The organism is Rhizobacter sp. OV335 (genome assembly GCF_900142965.1).
Taxonomy (GTDB): domain Bacteria; phylum Pseudomonadota; class Gammaproteobacteria; order Burkholderiales; family Burkholderiaceae_C; genus Rhizobacter.
This window is the reverse complement of record NZ_FRCQ01000008.1, coordinates 1-17,525: the sequence shown is the minus strand read 5'-3', so window position 1 is coordinate 17,525 and position 17,525 is coordinate 1. Positions and strand designations below refer to the sequence as shown.

18 protein-coding genes are annotated in these 17,525 nt (G+C 68.3%); 13 read left to right on the top strand and 5 right to left on the bottom strand.

Features of this window, described 5'->3' with window-relative positions; all coding sequences use genetic code 11:
• Window positions 1-33: 33 nt before the first annotated feature.
• Window positions 34-894, bottom strand: coding sequence for a response regulator (locus BUE42_RS10440; protein WP_073465048.1), 861 nt, complete (start codon window positions 892-894; stop codon window positions 34-36).
• Window positions 891-4,283 (bottom strand): hybrid sensor histidine kinase/response regulator, encoded by a 3,393-nt coding sequence (locus tag BUE42_RS10435; protein ID WP_073465207.1) that lies wholly within the window; start codon window positions 4,281-4,283, stop codon window positions 891-893. The genes BUE42_RS10440 and BUE42_RS10435 overlap by 4 nt, the downstream gene beginning before the upstream one ends.
• Window positions 4,284-4,509: 226 nt before the next feature.
• Between BUE42_RS10435 and urtA the strand changes: the two genes are divergently transcribed.
• The 7 genes from urtA to BUE42_RS10400 all read left to right on the top strand — a co-directional run bounded on the left by urtA (window position 4,510) and on the right by BUE42_RS10400 (window position 11,012).
• Window positions 4,510-5,775, top strand: coding sequence for an urea ABC transporter substrate-binding protein (urtA, locus tag BUE42_RS10430; RefSeq protein ID WP_073465047.1), 1,266 nt, complete (start codon window positions 4,510-4,512; stop codon window positions 5,773-5,775).
• Between the two features lie 127 nt (window positions 5,776-5,902).
• Window positions 5,903-6,817 (top strand): urea ABC transporter permease subunit UrtB, encoded by a 915-nt coding sequence (gene urtB, locus BUE42_RS10425; RefSeq protein WP_073465046.1) that lies wholly within the window; start codon window positions 5,903-5,905, stop codon window positions 6,815-6,817.
• A gap of 32 nt (window positions 6,818-6,849) precedes the next feature.
• A complete protein-coding gene (gene urtC / locus BUE42_RS10420) occupies window positions 6,850-7,977 on the top strand; it encodes an urea ABC transporter permease subunit UrtC (protein ID WP_073465045.1) in 1,128 nt (375 codons plus the stop codon).
• The gene (gene urtD / locus BUE42_RS10415; RefSeq protein ID WP_073465043.1) at window positions 7,974-8,717 is read left to right on the top strand and encodes an urea ABC transporter ATP-binding protein UrtD; all 744 of its coding nucleotides are present in this window, start codon (window positions 7,974-7,976) and stop codon (window positions 8,715-8,717) included. The genes urtC and urtD overlap by 4 nt, the downstream gene beginning before the upstream one ends.
• Window positions 8,718-8,727: 10 nt before the next feature.
• Window positions 8,728-9,417, top strand: a complete 690-nt coding sequence (urtE, locus tag BUE42_RS10410; protein WP_073465041.1) for an urea ABC transporter ATP-binding subunit UrtE — start codon at window positions 8,728-8,730, stop codon at window positions 9,415-9,417.
• A gap of 23 nt (window positions 9,418-9,440) precedes the next feature.
• The gene (gene fmdA, locus BUE42_RS10405; RefSeq protein WP_073465038.1) at window positions 9,441-10,670 is read left to right on the top strand and encodes a formamidase; all 1,230 of its coding nucleotides are present in this window, start codon (window positions 9,441-9,443) and stop codon (window positions 10,668-10,670) included.
• A gap of 15 nt (window positions 10,671-10,685) precedes the next feature.
• Window positions 10,686-11,012 (top strand): FmdB family zinc ribbon protein, encoded by a 327-nt coding sequence (locus tag BUE42_RS10400; RefSeq protein WP_073465036.1) that lies wholly within the window; start codon window positions 10,686-10,688, stop codon window positions 11,010-11,012.
• 6 nt (window positions 11,013-11,018) lie between these two features.
• Here the strand turns inward: BUE42_RS10400 and BUE42_RS10395 are convergent, their stop codons facing one another.
• Window positions 11,019-11,225 carry a hypothetical protein gene (locus BUE42_RS10395; protein WP_073465034.1) on the bottom strand — a complete coding sequence of 69 codons (207 nt, stop codon included), beginning with the start codon at window positions 11,223-11,225 and terminating at the stop codon, window positions 11,019-11,021.
• A gap of 104 nt (window positions 11,226-11,329) precedes the next feature.
• Between BUE42_RS10395 and BUE42_RS10390 the strand changes: the two genes are divergently transcribed.
• A complete protein-coding gene (locus BUE42_RS10390; protein ID WP_235002240.1) occupies window positions 11,330-11,680 on the top strand; it encodes a hypothetical protein in 351 nt (116 codons plus the stop codon).
• 14 nt (window positions 11,681-11,694) lie between these two features.
• Here the strand turns inward: BUE42_RS10390 and BUE42_RS10385 are convergent, their stop codons facing one another.
• Window positions 11,695-11,850: a DUF3096 domain-containing protein gene (locus BUE42_RS10385; RefSeq protein ID WP_073465030.1), complete on the bottom strand. Its 156-nt coding sequence runs from the start codon at window positions 11,848-11,850 to the stop codon at window positions 11,695-11,697.
• Window positions 11,851-11,966: 116 nt separating this feature from the next.
• Here BUE42_RS10385 and BUE42_RS10380 point away from each other — a divergent pair, with 116 nt between their 5' ends.
• The 3 genes from BUE42_RS10380 to BUE42_RS10370 all read left to right on the top strand — a co-directional run bounded on the left by BUE42_RS10380 (window position 11,967) and on the right by BUE42_RS10370 (window position 14,085).
• Window positions 11,967-12,272, top strand: coding sequence for a hypothetical protein (locus BUE42_RS10380; RefSeq protein WP_073465206.1), 306 nt, complete (start codon window positions 11,967-11,969; stop codon window positions 12,270-12,272).
• A 52-nt stretch (window positions 12,273-12,324) separates the two neighbouring features.
• On the top strand, window positions 12,325-13,548 hold the full coding sequence (locus tag BUE42_RS10375) for a 6-phosphofructokinase (protein WP_073465205.1): 1,224 nt from the start codon (window positions 12,325-12,327) through the stop codon (window positions 13,546-13,548).
• A gap of 120 nt (window positions 13,549-13,668) precedes the next feature.
• Window positions 13,669-14,085 carry a DUF4148 domain-containing protein gene (locus tag BUE42_RS10370; RefSeq protein ID WP_073465028.1) on the top strand — a complete coding sequence of 139 codons (417 nt, stop codon included), beginning with the start codon at window positions 13,669-13,671 and terminating at the stop codon, window positions 14,083-14,085.
• 39 nt (window positions 14,086-14,124) lie between these two features.
• On the opposite strand, the gene BUE42_RS10365 is transcribed toward BUE42_RS10370, so the two are convergent.
• Entirely contained in the window at window positions 14,125-14,625 is a 501-nt protein-coding gene (locus BUE42_RS10365; RefSeq protein WP_073465026.1) for an META domain-containing protein, read from the bottom strand.
• Between the two features lie 68 nt (window positions 14,626-14,693).
• Here BUE42_RS10365 and BUE42_RS10360 point away from each other — a divergent pair, with 68 nt between their 5' ends.
• Both BUE42_RS10360 and BUE42_RS10355 read left to right on the top strand, forming a co-directional pair.
• Window positions 14,694-16,322, top strand: coding sequence for an FMN-binding glutamate synthase family protein (locus BUE42_RS10360; RefSeq protein WP_073465024.1), 1,629 nt, complete (start codon window positions 14,694-14,696; stop codon window positions 16,320-16,322).
• 71 nt (window positions 16,323-16,393) lie between these two features.
• The gene (locus tag BUE42_RS10355; RefSeq protein WP_235002238.1) at window positions 16,394-17,071 is read left to right on the top strand and encodes a LuxR C-terminal-related transcriptional regulator; all 678 of its coding nucleotides are present in this window, start codon (window positions 16,394-16,396) and stop codon (window positions 17,069-17,071) included.
• Window positions 17,072-17,525: the final 454 nt, after the last annotated feature.

The following is a 17,525-nucleotide window of genomic DNA, read 5'->3' as shown; positions in this document are numbered from 1 at the left end:
AAGTCCGCGTGAAGCGCGCGAGAACGGCCCGTCTCAGCCGAGCTCCCGGCTCGCCAGCGCCGCCGCCGCGGCGCGCGTCTCCACGCCGAGTTTCTCGAACACATGCTCCAGGTGCTTGTTCACGGTGCGCGGGCTCATGCCGAGGATCTCGCCGACGTCGCGGTTGGTCTTGCCCTTCGCGATCCACGACAGCACCTCGGTCTCGCGCGGCGTCAGCGACGCGGTGCTGAGGCGCGTCGGCGCCGCATCGCTCGCGGCCTGCACCCGCAGCAGCAGCATGCGTTCGCCCAGCCCGACCGCGCCGGCGTGTCGCACCGTCAGCACCCGGCCGTCGGCCGCGGCGCTGTGGTGTTCCAGCGGGCCGTCGCTCGCCCACGCCGGCGGCAGGCCTTCCGGGTGGAACTCGCGCAGCCACGCCGCCGCCTGCGGCGAGCGCCACGCGACGCGCCCCTGCGCGTCGAGCACCAGCACGCCGTGCCCGCCGACGTCCACCGCCGCGCGCGCCAGCCGCACCGCGCGCGCATTGCGCACGTGCGTGGCCAGCCGCACCAGCACCTCCTGCGCGCGCACCGGCTTCACGACGTAGTCGACACCACCGCTCTCGAAGCCCTCGACGATGTGCGGCGTCTCCGACAGGCCGGTCATGAAGATCACCGGGATGTGCGACAGCGCCGGGTCCTGCTTGATGCGCCGGCAGGTCTCGAAGCCCGACAGCCCCGGCATCAGCGCGTCCAGCAGGATCGCGTCGGGCGTCGCGAGGTCCAGCCGCGCCAGCGCCGACTCGCCGTCGCGCGCGACCAGCACCGTGTAGCCCTCGGCCTCGAGCGATGCGCACAGCGCGCCCAGCGACTGCGGCGCGTCGTCGACCACCAGCACCACCGGCGACGCGCTCACAGCGCCTCCGTCGACACGTCGCGCAGGGCCTGCGTCAGCCGGTCCAGCAGCGCATCGAGCTCGAAGCGCTCCGCCAGCAGCCGCATCGCGCGCAGTTCGGCCTGCGCGGCCGGGTGCTCCGCGGTCGCCGCATCGAGCGCCGCCTGCACGCCCTGCAGGTGCCCGAGCCGCACCAGCCGGATCAGGTCGCCGATCAACTCCGCCGGCAGCGCCGTCGCGCCGACCGGCCCGGGTGCACCGGCCGTGGCCCAGTTCGGCAGCGCCAGCTCGGCCAGCCACTCGATCTGCAGGTGCCGCTGCAGCATGTCGAGCAGCTCCGATTCGATCACCGGCTTGTCGACGAAACCCTGGCAGCCGGCCGCGGCCAGCTTGTCGGCCTGGTTCTCGAACGCGTTCGCCGACACCATCAGGATCGGCACGTGCAGCAGCCCGGCCGCGCGGATCTGGCGCGCGGTCTGCCAGCCGTCCATGTCGTCCATCGAGACGTCGAGCAGCACGGCATCCGGGCAATCGTCGAGCACGCTCTCCAGGCACTCGCGCCCGCTTGCCGCCTCGCGGATGCGAAAGCCCAGCGGCATCAGCAGCCCGGCCAGCATCTGGCGCTGCGTCGGCTGGTCGTCCACCACCAGCAGGCTGCGCCGCGGTCCGAGGTAGCCGGTGACCGGCCGGTGCGTGCGCCGCGGCAGCATCGGCGCGCTGATCTCGCGCAGGTACAGCCGCGCGGTGAAGGTGCTGCCCTGGCCGGGCGCGCTCTTCAGCGACAGCTCGCCGCCCATCAGCTGGGTCAGCAGATGAGTGATGGTCAGCCCGAGGCCGGTGCCCGGCTCGCCGGTGCGCCGCCCGGCGCTGCCGCGCTCGAACGGCAGGAAGATGCGCTCCTGGTCCTGCGCCGCGATGCCGATGCCGGTGTCGACCACCTCGAAGCGCGCCAGCTCCAGCCGGTAGTCCAGCTTCAGCGTCACGCTGCCGCGGTCGGTGAAGCGCACCGCGTTGCTCAGCAGGTTGATCAGGATCTGGCGCAGCCGCTTCGCGTCGGCGTTCACATGGTCGGGCACGCGGCCGCTGGTCTGCAGCGTGAAGACCAGCCCCTTCGCTTCCGCCTGCGGCGCCACCATGCGCACCAGGTCGTCGAGGAACTCGTGCATCGGGAGCGGCGCCCGGTCCAGCCGCAGCCGGCCGGCCTCGATGCGCGCCAGGTCGAGCAGCCCGTCGACCAGCCCGTGCAGGTGCTCGCCGCTGCGGTGGATGGTGTCGACCGACGCGCGCCGCACGCCTTGCACCTGCTCGTCCTTCAGCAGGATCTGCGCATAGCCGAGGATGCTGTTCAGCGGTGTGCGCAGCTCGTGCGTCATGCCGGCCACGTAGCGCGTCTTCGCCTGGTTGGCGGCCTCGGCCAGGTCCTTCGCGGCCTGCAGCGCGGCGTCGGTGCGGCGGTGCGCGTCGATCTCCTTCGTCAGCAGCTGGTTCTGTCGGTTCGATTCGTCCTGCGCCATGTGCCGGCTCTCGCTGCCCAGCACCACCCACCAGGCGCCGACCGCCGCGGCCAGCGACAGCAGCGCGAACACCTTCAGCAGCGGCGCCTTCAACGCTGCCTGCGCGGTCGCGCGCAGCACGCCCTCCTGGTCGTAGACCACGCCGAGGATCACCGCCAGCAGGCCGATCAACGACGCCGCCACCACCAGGTAGTGCGCGACGCGGAAGTTCACCCGCGACGCGAGCCGCCGCGGCAGCACCGCGGCCAGCACCGCGCTGACCTGCTCGGCCGCGCGCGAATCGGTCTTGCAGCGGTCGTGGCAACGCGACTCCAGCGTGCAGCACAGCGAGCAGATCGGCGCGCCGTAGGCCGGGCAGTGCGCCATGTCCTCCGACTCGAACGCGGTGTCGCACACCGCGCAGGTCACGCTCTGGCCGGGCGCCCAGCGGGTGGTGTCCTGCCGCGCCAGGTACCAGCGGCCGCGCGTCGCCCAGGCGAGCAGCGGCGACACCAGCATCGCGGTGGCCAGCGCGATGAACGGCGCGAAGGCCTGCGCCGCGGCCCCGAGCGCGCCGGCGTACGCGACGATCGCGAGCACTGCCGCGCTCAGCATCGCGCCCAGCCCGACCGGGTTGATGTCGTACAGGTGGGCGCGCTTGAACTCGATGTGGCGCGGGCTCCAGCCGAGCGGCTTGTTGATCACCAGGTCGGCGACGAGCGCGCCCACCCAGGCGATCGCGACGTTGCTGTACAGCCCGAGCACGCGCTCCAGCGCCTCGAACACGCCCAGCGTCATCAGCAGCACCGCGATCAGCACGTTGAACACCAGCCACACCACGCGGCCCGGGTGGCTGTGCGTCAGCCGCGCGAAGAAGTTCGACCACGCGAGCGAGCCGGCGTAGGCATTGGTCAGGTTGATCTTCAGCTGCGACACCAGCACGAACAGCGTGGTCGCGCCGAGGACCCAGGCCGGGTTGTCGAACACGTAGCCGAAGCCGGCCAGGTACATCTGCGTCGGCTCGACCGCCTTCTCGGTCGGGATCTGGTGCTGCAGCGCGAGGAAGGCGAGGAAGGCGCCGCCCAGCATCTTCACCATGCCCGGCACGATCCAGCCGGGCCCGGCCACCAGCACCGCGGCCCACCAGCGGCGCCGGTTGGCCTTGGTCTTCTCGGGCAGGAAGCGCAGGTAGTCGACCTGCTCGCCGATCTGCACCACCAGCGAGAACGCGACCGTGGCGGCGGTGCCGAACATCAGCCAGCTGAAGCCGTTGCTGCCCGAGGCGCGGCCGACCAGCCCGGTGAAATCGACGAACACCTGCGGGTTCTTCGCGAGCACGAAGGCGTAGGGGCAGACCAGCAGGATCAACCACAGCGGCTGCGTCCACAGCTGCAGCCGCGAGATCAGCGTGATGCCGTGCATCACCAGCGGCACGATGCCGAGCGACGACAGCAGGTAGCACAGCGACAGCGGCCAGTCGAAGTACATCTGCAGCGCGAGCGCGAGGATCGCCGCCTCGAGCGCGAGGAAGATGAAGGTGAAGCTCGCGTAGACCAGCGAGGTCAGCGTCGAGCCGAGGTAGCCGAAGCCGGCGCCGCGCGTCAGCAGGTCCATGTCGACGCCGTACTTCGCGGCGTAGTAGCTGATCGGCAGCCCGGTCAGGAAGGTGATCAGCCCGACGACGAGGATCGCCCACAGCGCGTTCGAGAAGCCGTAGCCGATCGCGATCGAACCGCCGATGGCCTCGAGCGCGAGGAACGAGGTGGCGCCGAACGCGGTGTTCGCGACGCGGAACTCGCTCCACTTGCGGAAGCTGCGCGGCGTGTAGCGCAGCGCGTAGTCCTCGAGCGTCTCGTTGCCGACCCAGGTGTTGTAGTCCCGGCGGATGCGAAAGATCTTTTGCGTGGCCACGGACACCGGTTTCTCCGACAACGACGGCAGTGTCGGCTCCTGCACGCAAGAAGCGCTCCCGCTGCTTGCCGCGCGAGTGTCGCCGTGCGGCGTGCGCAGGCAGCTACGTTGATTGACGTATTCGGGTTGCGCGCGCCATCCGGGACAGTCGGCACCAGCGTGAACAACGCGGCACCGCACAGGCTTGGTGCCGTGCGTCATGACGATGCCCTCAACTGTCCGGAGCCTTTCCATGTCCCACGACCGCAATGACGATCTCCAGCCCGATTCGATGCAGCGCCGCCGGCTGCTGCAAGGCGCCGCCGCGCTGCCGCTGGCCGGTCTCTCGGGCCTGGCGCTTGCGCAGGCCGCGCCCACCGCCAAGGTCAACACGACGAAGCTGGCGGTCACCGACACCGAGGTGACGGTCGGGCAGCTGCATTCGGGCACCGGCACGATGGCGATCTCGGAGACCGGCTCGATCCAGGCCGAGCAGCTCGCGATCGACCAGATCAACGCGATGGGCGGCGTGCTGGGCCGCAAGATCAAGGTGATCAAGGAAGACGGTGCGTCCGACTGGCCGACCTTCGCCGAGAAGTCGAAGAAGCTGCTGGTCAACGACCGCGTGGCCTGCGTGTTCGGCTGCTGGACCTCGGCCTCGCGCAAGGCGGTGCTGCCGATCTTCGAGAAGGAGAACGGCATGCTCTATTACCCGACCTTCTACGAAGGCCTGGAGCAGAGCAAGAACGTGATCTACACCGGTCAGGAGGCGACGCAGCAGATCCTGTGGGGCCTCGACTGGGCGGCCAAGGAGAAGAAGGCCAAGACCTACTTCCTGGTCGGCTCCGACTACATCTGGCCGCGCACCTCGATGAAGATCGGCCGCAAGCACATCGAGGGGCACCTGAGCGGCAGCAAGGTGGTCGGCGAGGAGTACTACCCGCTGGGCCACACCAATTTCAACTCGCTGATCAACAAGATCAAGGTCGCCAAGCCCGACTGCATCTTCGTCGCGGTGGTCGGCGGCTCGAACGTCGCGTTCTACAAGCAGCTGAAGGCCGCCGGCGTCACCGCCGACAAGCAGTTCCTGCTGACGATCTCGGTGACCGAGGACGAGGTGCTGGGCATCGGCGGCGAGAACATGGCCGGCTTCTATGCGTCGATGAAGTACTTCCAGTCGCTGGACAACGCGAACAACAAGGCCTTCGTGTCGGCGTTCCGCGCCAAGTACGGCCCGAGCTCGGTGATCGGCGACGTGACGCAGGCCGGCTACCTGGGCCCGTGGCTGTGGAAGGCCGCGGTCGAGAAGGCCGGCAGCTTCGACGTCGACAAGATCGCCGCGGCGTCGGCCGGCATCGAGCTGAAGACCGCGCCCGAGGGCTACGTGAAGGTGCACGAGAACCACCACCTGTGGAGCAAGACGCGCATCGGCATGGCGCAGGCGGACGGGCAGTTCAAGGTGGTCGCGGAGTCGCCGGAACTCATTGAGCCGAACCCGTTCCCGAAGGGCTATCAATAGTCAGACAAAGGTCTTCGACAGGCTCAGCCCGAACGGTGTGAGGGGAGATTCCGTTCGTCCTGAGCCTGTCGAAGGATCCCCTGAGCCTGTCGAAGGGCCCACTCACGAGCGCCACCCGGGACACGCCATGACCTTCTCCGAAATCCTGAACATCTCGCTGATGCAAGGCTTCGCCGGCCTGAGCCTGTTCTCGGTGCTGCTGCTGATGGGCCTGGGCCTCGCGATCATCTTCGGCCAGATGGGCGTCATCAACATGGCGCACGGCGAGTTCATGACGATCGGCGCCTACACGATCTACCTGTTCTCGCACCTGGCCGAGAGCTACGCGCCGAAGCTGATCGGCGCGTACTTCCCGGTCGCGATCGTCGCGGCATTCGGCTTCGCGTTCGCCGCCGGCTGGGCGGTCGAGTGGCTGTTCATCCGCCACCTGTACCGCCGCCCGCTCGACACGCTGCTCGCCACCTGGGGCTTGTCGCTGGGCATGCAGCAGATCTTCCGCTCGACCTTCGGCGCGAAGGAGGTGAGCCCCACGCTGCCCGACTGGCTGATGGGCTCGTGGGCCCCATCGCCCGGCCTCGACATCCCGATCAACGGCCTGTTCGTGATGGCGCTGACGGCGGTCGTCACCGGCGGCGTGCTGCTCGCGCTGTACCGCTCGCGCTGGGGCCTGCGGGTGCGCGCCACGGTGGCCAACCGCGTGATGGCCAACGCGACCGGCATCAACACCCGCCAGACCGACCGCCTCACCTTCGCGATCGGCTGCGGCATCGCCGGCGTCGCGGGCGCGGCCTTCACCACCATCGGCTCCACCGGCCCGACCAGCGGCTCGCTCTACATCGTCGACGCCTTCCTGGTCGTCACCTTCGGCGGCGCGGCCAGCCTGCTGGGCACCGTGGTGTCGGCGTTCGGCATCGCGCAGACGCAGTCGATCGCCGAGTTCTTCATCACCGGCTCGATGGCCAAGGTGCTGACGCTGTCGATGATCGTGCTGATCCTGATGCTGCGGCCGCAGGGGCTGTTCGCGGCCAAGGTGCGGCGTTGACTGCTGTTCTCCCTTCCCCCAGAGGCAATCCGATGAATCGCATCAGGCAGTGGCTGGACCGCAGCGGCATGGGCAGCGTGCTGCTGCTGGCCGTGGTGCTGGCGGTGGTGTTCCCGCTGGCCTTCGACCTGTTCCGGCTCAACCTGGTCGGCAAGTACCTGAGCTACGCGTTCGTGGCCCTCGGGCTGGTGATGCTGTGGGGCTACGGCGGCGTGCTGAGCCTGGGGCAGGGCGTGTTCTTCGGCCTCGGCGGCTACGGCATGGCGATGTTCCTGAAGCTCGAGGCGAGCGACCCCATCACCACCAAGATCCAGTCGACGCCGGGCATCCCCGACTTCATGGACTGGAACCAGATCACCGCGCTGCCGCTGTGGTGGGAGCCGTTCCGCCACTTCCCGTTCGCGCTGCTCGCGATCCTGGTGGTGCCGACGCTGTTGGCCTTCGTGATCGGCTTCGCGATGTTCAAGCGGCGCGTCGGCGGCGTGTACTTCGCGATCATCACGCAGGCAGTGGCGCTGATCCTCACGGTGCTGATCATCGGCCAGCAGGGCTACACCGGCGGCATCAACGGCATGACCGACCTGAAGACGCTGCTCGGCTGGGACACCCGCACCAACAGCGCGAAGTACATCCTGTACTTCCTGACGGTGGCGCTGCTGATCGGGGCCATCGTCGTGTGCCGCTGGATCCAGCAGAGCAAGCTCGGCACGCTGCTGCTCGCGATGCGCGACAAGGAAGACCGCGTGCGCTTCTCGGGCTACGACGTCGCGATGTTCCGCGTGTTCGCGTTCTGCCTCGCGGCGCTGCTGTCGGCCATCGGCGGGGCGCTGTTCACGCTGCAGGTGGGCTTCATGTCGCCGTCGCTGGTGGGGATCGTTCCGAGCATCGAGATGGTGATCTTCGCGGCGGTCGGCGGGCGCATGTCGCTGGTGGGTGCGGTGTACGGCGCGCTGCTCGTCAACTTCGGCAAGACCTACTTCTCCGAGAGCCTGCCCGACCTGTGGCTGTTCCTGATGGCGGCGATGTTCCTCGGCGTGGTGCTCGCGTTCCCCGACGGGCTGGCCGGGTTGTATGCCGACAAGCTGAAGCCGTGGTGGATCCGGCGCATGAGCCTGCGCAAGGGTGCGCCGCGAACCGAAACGGCCTGGAGGGCGTCATGAGCAACACCGACTTCGTGCTGGCCGTGGAAGACCTGACCGTTTCGTTCGACGGCTTCAAGGCGATCGACGCGCTGACGCTGTACGTCGACAAGAACGAGCTGCGCGTGATCATCGGGCCGAACGGCGCCGGCAAGACCACGCTGCTCGACCTGATCTGCGGCAAGACGCGCGCGAGCGGCGGCAGCATCAAGTTCAAGAACACCGAGATGAGCCGGCTGCCGGAGTACCAGATCGTGCGCGCCGGCATCGGCCGCAAGTTCCAGACGCCGTCGATCTACGAGAACCTCAGCGTGTTCCAGAACCTGGAGGTCTCGTTCCCGCGCGGGCGTGGCGTGTTTGGGGCGCTGGCGTTCCAGCGCGATGCCGAGGTGCGCGACGCGGTGCAGTCGGTGGCCGCCGAGATCGGCCTGGCCGAGCAGCTCGCGCTGGAGGCCGGCCTGCTGTCGCACGGGCAGAAGCAGTGGCTCGAGATCGGCATGCTGCTGATGCAGGACCCGGAGCTGCTGATGCTCGACGAGCCGATCGCCGGCATGAGCGTGCGCGAGCGCGAGCTGACGGCCGAGCTGCTGAAGCGCATCTGCAAGGGCCGCTCGATGATCGTGATCGAGCACGACATGGAATTCGTCAAGCAGATCGCCCACAAGGTGACAGTGATGCACCAGGGAAAGATCCTTGCCGAAGGCTCGATGGAGCAGGTGCAGGCCGACCCGAAGGTGATCGATGTCTACCTTGGCCACTGAGGACACCACGATGCTCACCGTCAGGAACCTGCACGTCGCCTACGGCCAGAGCGAGGCGCTGCACGGCATCGACTTCGACGCGAACAAGAACGAGACCGTCGCGATCATGGGCCGCAACGGCATGGGCAAGACCACGCTGTTCAAGAGCCTGATGGGCGTGCTGCCGGTCAAATCCGGCAGCATCGAGGTCGACGGCCGTGAGGTCACGAAGGACGAGAGCTTCCAGCGTGTGCGCAAGGGCCTGGCCTACGTGCCGCAGGGCCGCATGATCTTCCCGACGCTGACGGTCGAGGAGAACATCCAGACCGGCCTGGAGAACGCCGCGAGCCGGCGCATCCCCGACGAGATCTACGCGCTGTTCCCGGTGCTGTTCGAGATGCGCTCGCGCAAGGGCGGCAACCTGTCGGGCGGCCAGCAGCAGCAGCTGGCGATCGCGCGTGCGCTGGTCACCAACCCGAAGGTGCTGCTGCTCGACGAGCCCACCGAAGGCATCCAGCCGTCGATCATCAAGGACATCGCCCGCGCGCTGAACGAGATCCGCAAGCGGCGCGAGATCACGATCGTCGTCTCGGAGCAGGTGCTGAGCTTCGCGCTGGACGTGGCCGACCGGCTGTTCGTCATCGAAGGCGGGCGGCTGGTGCACGAGAGCCCGCGCGCGAGCACCGACGTGCAGCGCATCAAGCAATTCCTTTCCGTCTGAATGTTCGTCACAGGAGCCCCACCATGCCCGACACCCTGATCAAGGTCGACCTGAAGCAATCGCCGTACGAGAACGAGCAGATCCACAACCGCTGGCACCCGGACATCCCGATGGCCTGCTGGGTCAAGCCGGGCGAGGACTTCGTGCTGGAGACCTACGACTGGACCGGCGGCTTCATCCAGAACAACGACAGCGCCGACGACGTGCGCGACATCGACCTGTCGATCGTGCACTTCCTGTCGGGCCCGGTCGGCGTGCACGGCGCCGAGCCGGGCGACCTGCTGGTGGTCGACCTGCTGGACATCGGCGCCAAGGCCGACAGCCTGTGGGGCTTCAACGGCTTCTTCTCGAAGAAGAATGGCGGCGGCTTCCTGACCGACCACTTCCCGTTCGCGCAGAAGTCGATCTGGGACATCCAGGGCATGTTCACGAGGTCGCGCCACGTGCCGGGCGTCAACTACGCCGGGCTGATCCACCCCGGGCTGATCGGCTGCCTGCCGGACCCGTCGCTGCTCGAGAAGTGGAACGAGCGCGAGCTCGGCCTGATCGCGACCGAGCCCGACCGCGTGCCGCCGCTGGCGAACCCGCCGTTCGCGGCCACCGCCCACCTGGGCAAGCTGGGCGGCGACGCGAAGGCCAAGGCAGCGGCCGAGGGCGCGCGGACCGTGCCGCCGCGCGAGCACGGCGGCAACTGCGACATCAAGGACCTGTCGCGCGGCTCGAAGATCTACTTCCCGGTCTACGTGAAGGGCGCGGGCCTGTCGGTCGGCGACCTGCACTTCAGCCAGGGCGACGGCGAGATCACCTTCTGCGGCGCGATCGAGATGGCCGGCTGGGTGCACATGAAGGTCGAGGTGATCAAGGGCGGGATGGCGATGTACGGCATCAAGAACCCGATCTTCCGGCCGAGCCCGATCACGCCGCACTACAACGACTACCTGATCTTCGAGGGCATCTCGGTCGACGAGCAGGGCAAGCAGCACTACCTCGATGTGAACGTCGCGTACCGCCAGGCCTGCCTGAACGCGATCGAGTACCTGACGAAGTTCGGCTACTCGAAGGCGCAGGCCTACTCGATCCTCGGCACCGCGCCGGTGCAGGGGCACATCAGCGGCGTGGTCGACATCCCGAACTCCTGCGCGACGCTGTGGCTGCCGACGCAGATCTTCGATTTCGACATCCGGCCGAACGCCAGCGGGCCGGTGAAGTACATCCAGGGCGGGCCGGAGATGCCGCTGTCGCCGGACCTCTGAGCCGGGGCGCAGACCATGCCGACCTACGACTACCAGTGCCCGCAGTGCGGGCCGTTCGATGCGTTGCGGCGCATGGCCGAGCGCGATGTGCCGGCCGATTGCCCGCGCTGCGAGAGGCCGTCGGCGCGCGCCTGGCTGGCGGCACCCCGGCTGGCCGACATGCCGGCCGAGCGGCGGCTGGCGCTAGCGACCAACGAGCGGGCGCAGCATGAGCCGAAGGAATCGGCGCGCTACCGGCATCCGGCGGGGTGCGGGTGCTGCGCGGGGCCGAAGCGCAGCGGGGAGGCGGCGACGGCGCCGCGGTCATTCGCGGGGAAGCGGCCCTGGATGATCAGCCACTGAGGCCGATCACATCTGCTTGGCCAGCTCGGCCGTGCGGCAGATCTCGTTGTTGTCGACGGTGACCCACTCGCCGCCCTTTTGCAGGCAGACCGCACGCGCGGTCTGGTGGCGTTCGCGGATGCGGTCGGGGGCGGTGGCGACCCGGAACACCGCGCCGGCGATGGCGACGATGCTGATCAGCGCGAAAGCGGTGCGTGCGAAACGGGTGCCCATGGCGCTCTCCGGTGGATCGGCGAATTCTCTGACATTCGGCTCGACTTTGCTTGCTCGTTAGCATCCCCACCTTTGCGCATGCGAGACAGCCGATGAAGCCTTCCGTGTCAGATGTTGCCGAACACTGGATCGAGGACGCGGGCGACAGCGACGCCGCCCAGCTGGACGTCCCGCCGCACGCGACGCGAGACCGCCGCTTCGAGATCTTCTGCAGCTTCGAGGTCGCCAACCCGGCCGGCGACGACCAGGCGCACCACGGGCTGCGCGTGCTGGTCAACGGCGCCCAGGAATGGACGCGCCGGGTCGCGACGCACGCCGGCAGCGATTCGCTGGACGTGCGGCTGCGCAAGACGGTGCCGGTCGGCGAGCCGCTGCGGCTGACGGCCCGCACCGAGGTACAGGGCGTGCGGCGGGTCAGCCTGAAGATCACCGCCGACGAGGAGCTCGACGGCTGAGGCCCGCGGGCGGCTCAGTGCAGCCGCAGCGACGACATGCCGAACAGGCCGATCAGCCCGATCGCGATCAGGTAGATCGCGACGATGAAGTTCAGCAGCTTGGGCATGACCAGCACCAGGATGCCGGCGAGCAGCGAAATCAGGGGGGTGAGGCTCAGGTGGATGTTCAAGATGGGGTTCCGGGTGGGCGTGTAACGGGTTGATGGATGGGGACCTCGGGCAGGTCCCTAGAATGTCGGCCCGCGCATCGAAGACGATGGCGCACCGATTCTCCCTGGAGCCTGCTGTGGACCTGAAACTGCCGATTGTCATCTTCGACGAACTCACCGAGTCCGTCATCCGCTCCACCGGCATGCTCGACCTGGCCAGCGGCGAGATCCGCAACGTGCAGTACGAGGAGTACGACGTGAAGGCCGAGGGCATGCCAGTCGAGGACGAAACCTACGAATTCACCTCCGGCTTGCTGACCAACGGCAAGCGGGACGTCGAGTTCCGCATCGAGGTGGACATCATGTCCGGCGCCTACTCGGTGACGCCGAGCGAATTGCTCGAACTGAAGGGTCGCGCCGCCAAGCTGTTCTCGACGAAATAGAACGGCTACCCTTGGCGCCTCCCGCCACGACACCGGAGCCGCCATGCCGACGATGCCCGAAGCCAGGATCCTGATCGCCCAGGGCGGTGGCCCGACCGCCGTGATCAACCAGTCGCTGGTCGGCGCGGTGCTCGCGGCGCAGCGCTTCCCCGAGGTGACGGCGGTCTACGGCGCCCGCCACGGCGTGCGCGGCATCGTCGACGAGGATTTCGTCGACCTCGCGCGCGAGACCCCGCAGCAGCTCGAGGCGGTGGCCGCGACGCCCGCGTCGGCCCTCGGCAGCACCCGCGACAAGCCCGACCTGGCCTACTGCCGCGCGATCCTGAAGGTGCTGCAGGCGCACGGCATCAGCCATTTCCTGTACATCGGCGGCAACGATTCGTCGGACACCGTGCGCATCGTCAGCGACGAAGCCCGCCAGGCCGGCCACGCGCTGCGCTGCATCCACGTGCCGAAGACCATCGACAACGACCTGGTGGGCAACGACCACACGCCGGGCTATGCGTCGGCGGCGCGCTTCGTCGCGCAGGCCTTCGCCGGGGCGAACCTCGACAACGCCGCGCTGCCGGGCGTCTACCTCGGCGTCGTGATGGGCCGGCATGCCGGTTTCCTGACGGCCGCCGCGGCGCTCGGCGCCCGCTACCCGGACGACGGCCCGCACCTCGTCTACCTGCCCGAGCGGGTGTTCGAGCGCGAGCGCTTCCTGGCCGACGTGCGCGCCACGCACCAGCGCCTCGGGCGCTGCGTGATCGCCGTCTCCGAGGGTATCCACGACGCGTCGGGCGAGCCGATCGCGGCGCAGTTGGTGCAACAGGCCGGGGGCGGGGTCGAGCGCGACGCCCACGGCAACCTGCAGCTGTCGGGCACCGGCGCGCTGGCCGACCTGCTGTGCGACCTGATCAAGGACCAGCTGAAGATCAAGCGCGTGCGCGGCGACACCTTCGGCTACCTGCAGCGCTCGTTCCTCGGCTGCGTGTCGGATGTCGACCAGCGCGAGGCGCGCGAGGTTGGCGAGACCGCGCTGCAGTTCGCGCTGCGCGGCGACCGCGACGGCTCGGTGGCGATCCAGCGCTGCGGCGACTACGCGGTGCGCTACGAGCTGCTGCCGCTGGAGGCGGTGGCCGGCAAGACGCGGGTGATGGAGGACGTGTTCATCGCCGACAGCGGAAATGCCGTCACCGACGCGTTCCGCCAGTACCTGCGCCCGCTGCTCGGCAGCGACATGCCGCAGGCGCACCGGCTGCGCGGGCATCCGGTCGCGAAGCTGCTCGGCTGACGCGACGGGGCCCACACCAGGGTCGGGCATTTCCTACCGCAGCTCCCGGCCCTGGCTGATGGGCCGCGGAGGCACAACCGGGTCTGATGGGATCACTCCATCCACCGGAAAGGGATCACCATGACCCACAAGATGCTTTTGCTCTCCGCGCTGCTGGCCGGCGCTTTCGGTTCGCAGACCGTGCTGGCCCAGACCACCACCGAGGACCCGTCCGCGCCGAAGACACGTGAGCAGGTCAAGGCCGAAACGAGGGATGCCGCCGCCACCGGCAAGAAGGTGCCGATCGGCGAGCAGCACAACAACAAGCGCAAGCCCGTCACGTCGGAAACGACCCGCGAGCAGGTCAAGGCGGACACCAAGGCCGCGAAGGCCATGGGCGAGATGAAGACCTCGGAAGGCGACCTGAACAAGATGCCGCCGCCGGCTGCCGGGTCGCCCCCGCCGGCCGACCGGGCCGACGTCAAGGCCGAAACGAAGCGCGCGATGAAGAACGGCGAGATCGAGCGCAGCGAAGAATCGGGCAAGCCGAAGAAGTAAGCCCGCGACGCATGTGCCAGTGAGCAGGCCGGTGGCGCTTCAGGGTGCTGCCGGCTTCGGCTTGCCCGTCTTCTTCGGGGCCTCCCTGGAGGCCTCTTTCGGTGCCGGCGCACTCCACGTCGCCCGCACCACCTCGCCCTGCAACAGGCTGAGCGTGCGGTTCTCGACGCGGTAGCCGTCGATCTCGCGCAGCATCTTCAGCACCGCCTGTTCCTGCTTCATCGCCGGTTCGGCGCAGGCCGCGCGCGTCGTGCCCAGCGGCGACAGCGTCAGCAGCGTGCCGCGTTGCACGAAGCGGCCCATCAGGCGGTTGCAGCCGGTGTGGCCGCTCAGGTGCTGCGACGCGGCGTCGAGCGTCAGTTGCACCGGCGTGCCGCCCGCCACCTGGGCCTGCGTCTCGCCGCCCAGCGTCTGCAGCGTCCAGCGGGTGCCCGCGAGCGTGGCGTTCAGGTCGGGTAGCGCGTCGGCGGCCGCTGCGATGGCGACGACGCTGCACAGCACGGTGCCGCACAGCGCGCGGCGAAACAGGGATGGGGTCATCGGGCAAGCATACAGTCACCGCCCCAAGGCGAGCGACTACCATCGCGCGACCACGAGGAGGCTTCCCGATGCAAGACTGGCTGCTCCGGCTGAACCGCTATTTCCCGATCCGCTACAGCGTCTGGCTGGCGTGCGCGGTCGGGCTGCTGCTCAGCGCCTTCACGCTGGTGGCCTTCCATGTCGGGCTGGTGTACGTGCTGCTCTTCACGCTGCTGCTCGCGGTGGGCGCGCGCGACGTGATGCAGACCCGGCATTCGGTGCTGCGCAACTACCCGGTGATCGGGCACCTGCGTTTCCTGCTGGAATTCATCCGGCCCGAGATGCGGCAGTACTTCATCGAGGGCGACAACGAGGCCGCGCCGTTCTCGCGCCAGCAGCGCTCGCTGGTCTACCAGCGGGCGAAGAACGACTCCGACAAGCGCCCCTTCGGCACGCAGATGGACGTCGGCGCGCTGGGCTACGAATGGATCAACCATTCGCTGGTGCCGACCGAGCTGCCGACGCACGACTTCCGCGTGATGATCGGCGCGACCCGTGCGCAGCCCTATTCGGCCAGCGTCTTCAACATCTCGGCGATGAGCTTCGGCGCGCTGTCGGCGAATGCCATCCTGGCGCTGAACGCCGGCGCGAAGCGAGGCGGTTTCGCGCACGACACCGGCGAGGGCAGCATCAGCCGCCACCACCGCGAGAACGGCGGCGACCTGATCTGGGAGATCGGCTCCGGCTACTTCGGTTGCCGCAACGACGACGGCAGCTTCAACGAGCAGCGCTTCGCCGACAACGCGACCCAGCCGCAGGTGCGGATGATCGAGCTGAAGCTGAGCCAGGGCGCGAAGCCCGGCCATGGTGGCGTGCTGCCCGGCCCGAAGGTGACGCCCGAGATCGCCGAGGCGCGCGGCGTCGCGACCTGGGTCGACTGCATCTCGCCGGCGCGCCACAGCGCCTTCGACACGCCGGTCGAGATGATGCATTTCATCGAGCGCCTGCGCACCTTGTCGGGCGGCAAGCCGACCGGCTTCAAGCTGTGCATCGGCCACCCGTGGGAGTGGTTCGCGCTCGCGAAGGCGATGCTCATCACCGGCATCACGCCGGACTTCATCGTCGTCGACGGGGCCGAGGGCGGCACCGGTGCGGCGCCGCTGGAGTTCACCGACCACGTCGGCGCGCCGTTGCAGGAGGGGCTGCTGCTGGTGCACAACACGCTGGTCGGGCTGAACCTGCGCGACCAGGTGAAGCTCGGCTGTGCCGGCAAGGTGGTCAGCGCATTCGACATCGCGCGGATGATGGCCTTGGGGGCCGACTGGTGCAACGCGGCGCGCGGCTTCATGTTCGCGCTCGGCTGCATCCAGGCGCAGGCCTGCCACACCGGCAACTGCCCGACGGGGGTCAGCACGCAGGATCCGCAGCGCCAGCGCGCGCTGGTGGTGCCGACCAAGTCCGAACGCGTCTTCCACTACCACCAGAACACGCTGCGCGCGCTGAAGGAGCTGGTGCAGGCGGCGGGGCTGACGCACCCGGGCGGGATCACCGCGTCGCACATCGTGCGGCGCTCGGCAGACCATGAAGTGAAGCTGCTCGCGAACCTGCTGCCGTTCCTGAAGCCGGGGTCGCTGCTCGACGGCAGCGAGCCGGCGCACAACGTGTTCAGGCTGTACTGGCCGATGGCGCAGGCGCACAGTTTTGCGATGACACCCTGAGTGACCCCCTGGGTTGAGGGGGGTAGTGCCCCGGGGTCATGGGGATGCACCGAAAAGTGGCGCATCGAAGAATGGACGATCTTCGTGCCCGACCATTTTCCATGCAGTCCCTCGTTCTTCTCCAGCGCGATCACGAGGCCAGCCCTCACCTGGCTGCGCTGATTGCCGCCACCCCGGGTTTCCGGGTGGTTGGCACGGTTCACACGGTCGACGAGGCGCGTCCGCTGATCGCCCGCACCGACCCCGACATCCTGGTGACCGACCTGCGGGTGCAGGACGGCCCGGTCGACGGCTTGCTGGGCGACTTGCGGCAGGGCGGCCGGGCGACGCGCCCGCAGGTGCTGGTGACGCTGATGTCACATGACGACACGGTGCTGCTGCAGGCGCTAAGGGCTGGTGCCGACGGCTACTGGGTGCACGCCAATTCGCCCGAGGCGCTGATCAGCGGCTTGCAGGAGGTGGCGCGCGGCGAATCGCCGATGACACCGAACATTGCGCGCCAGGTGCTGTCGCATTTCGAGGCGCCGCCGCGCTACCTGCTGGCCGACACGATGACCGAAGCGCTGAACCCGCTGGTGCTGACGGGCATGGAGCGGCAGATCCTGCAGTGGCTGGCGCAGGGCTACCTGATCGACGAGATCGCGCAGCAGTGGCATGCGAGTGTGCATACGGTTGCTTGCGGGATCCGCAGGGTCTATCAGAAGCTGCAGTTCGACATTCGGGCGAATGGGCTTTCGCTCACTGCTTGAGGGTTCGGCTTCGGTTCACTGCGTGAGGCTGCTGCCGGGTCTCGCCCCGGCGGGCGAGTCACTTTCATTTGAGCCCAAATGAAAGTAACCAAAGCAAAGGGCTTCAATACAACACCATGCGGTTCGTTCTGGCCCGCTGCGGACAACACGGCCGCTTGGGCTGAAGTTCCACCTTGATTGGGATTGTTGGCCGTTCTTCTCCACCCAGCTCGCTGCGCATCGCCTGGATGAAGCGTGGTGGCGGCCGGTGCGAGACGATGCGACGCAAAGCGAGCGAGTCGAGTGGAGAGGGAGAGCAACAATCCCAATCAAGGGACGATGTGCAGCGACGTGGCCGTGTTGTCCGCAGCGGGACAGAACGAACCGTATGGTGTTGCATTCAGGCTCTTTGCTTTGGTTACTTTCATTTGAGCCCCAAATGAAAGTGACTCGCCCGCCGGGGCGAGACCCGGCA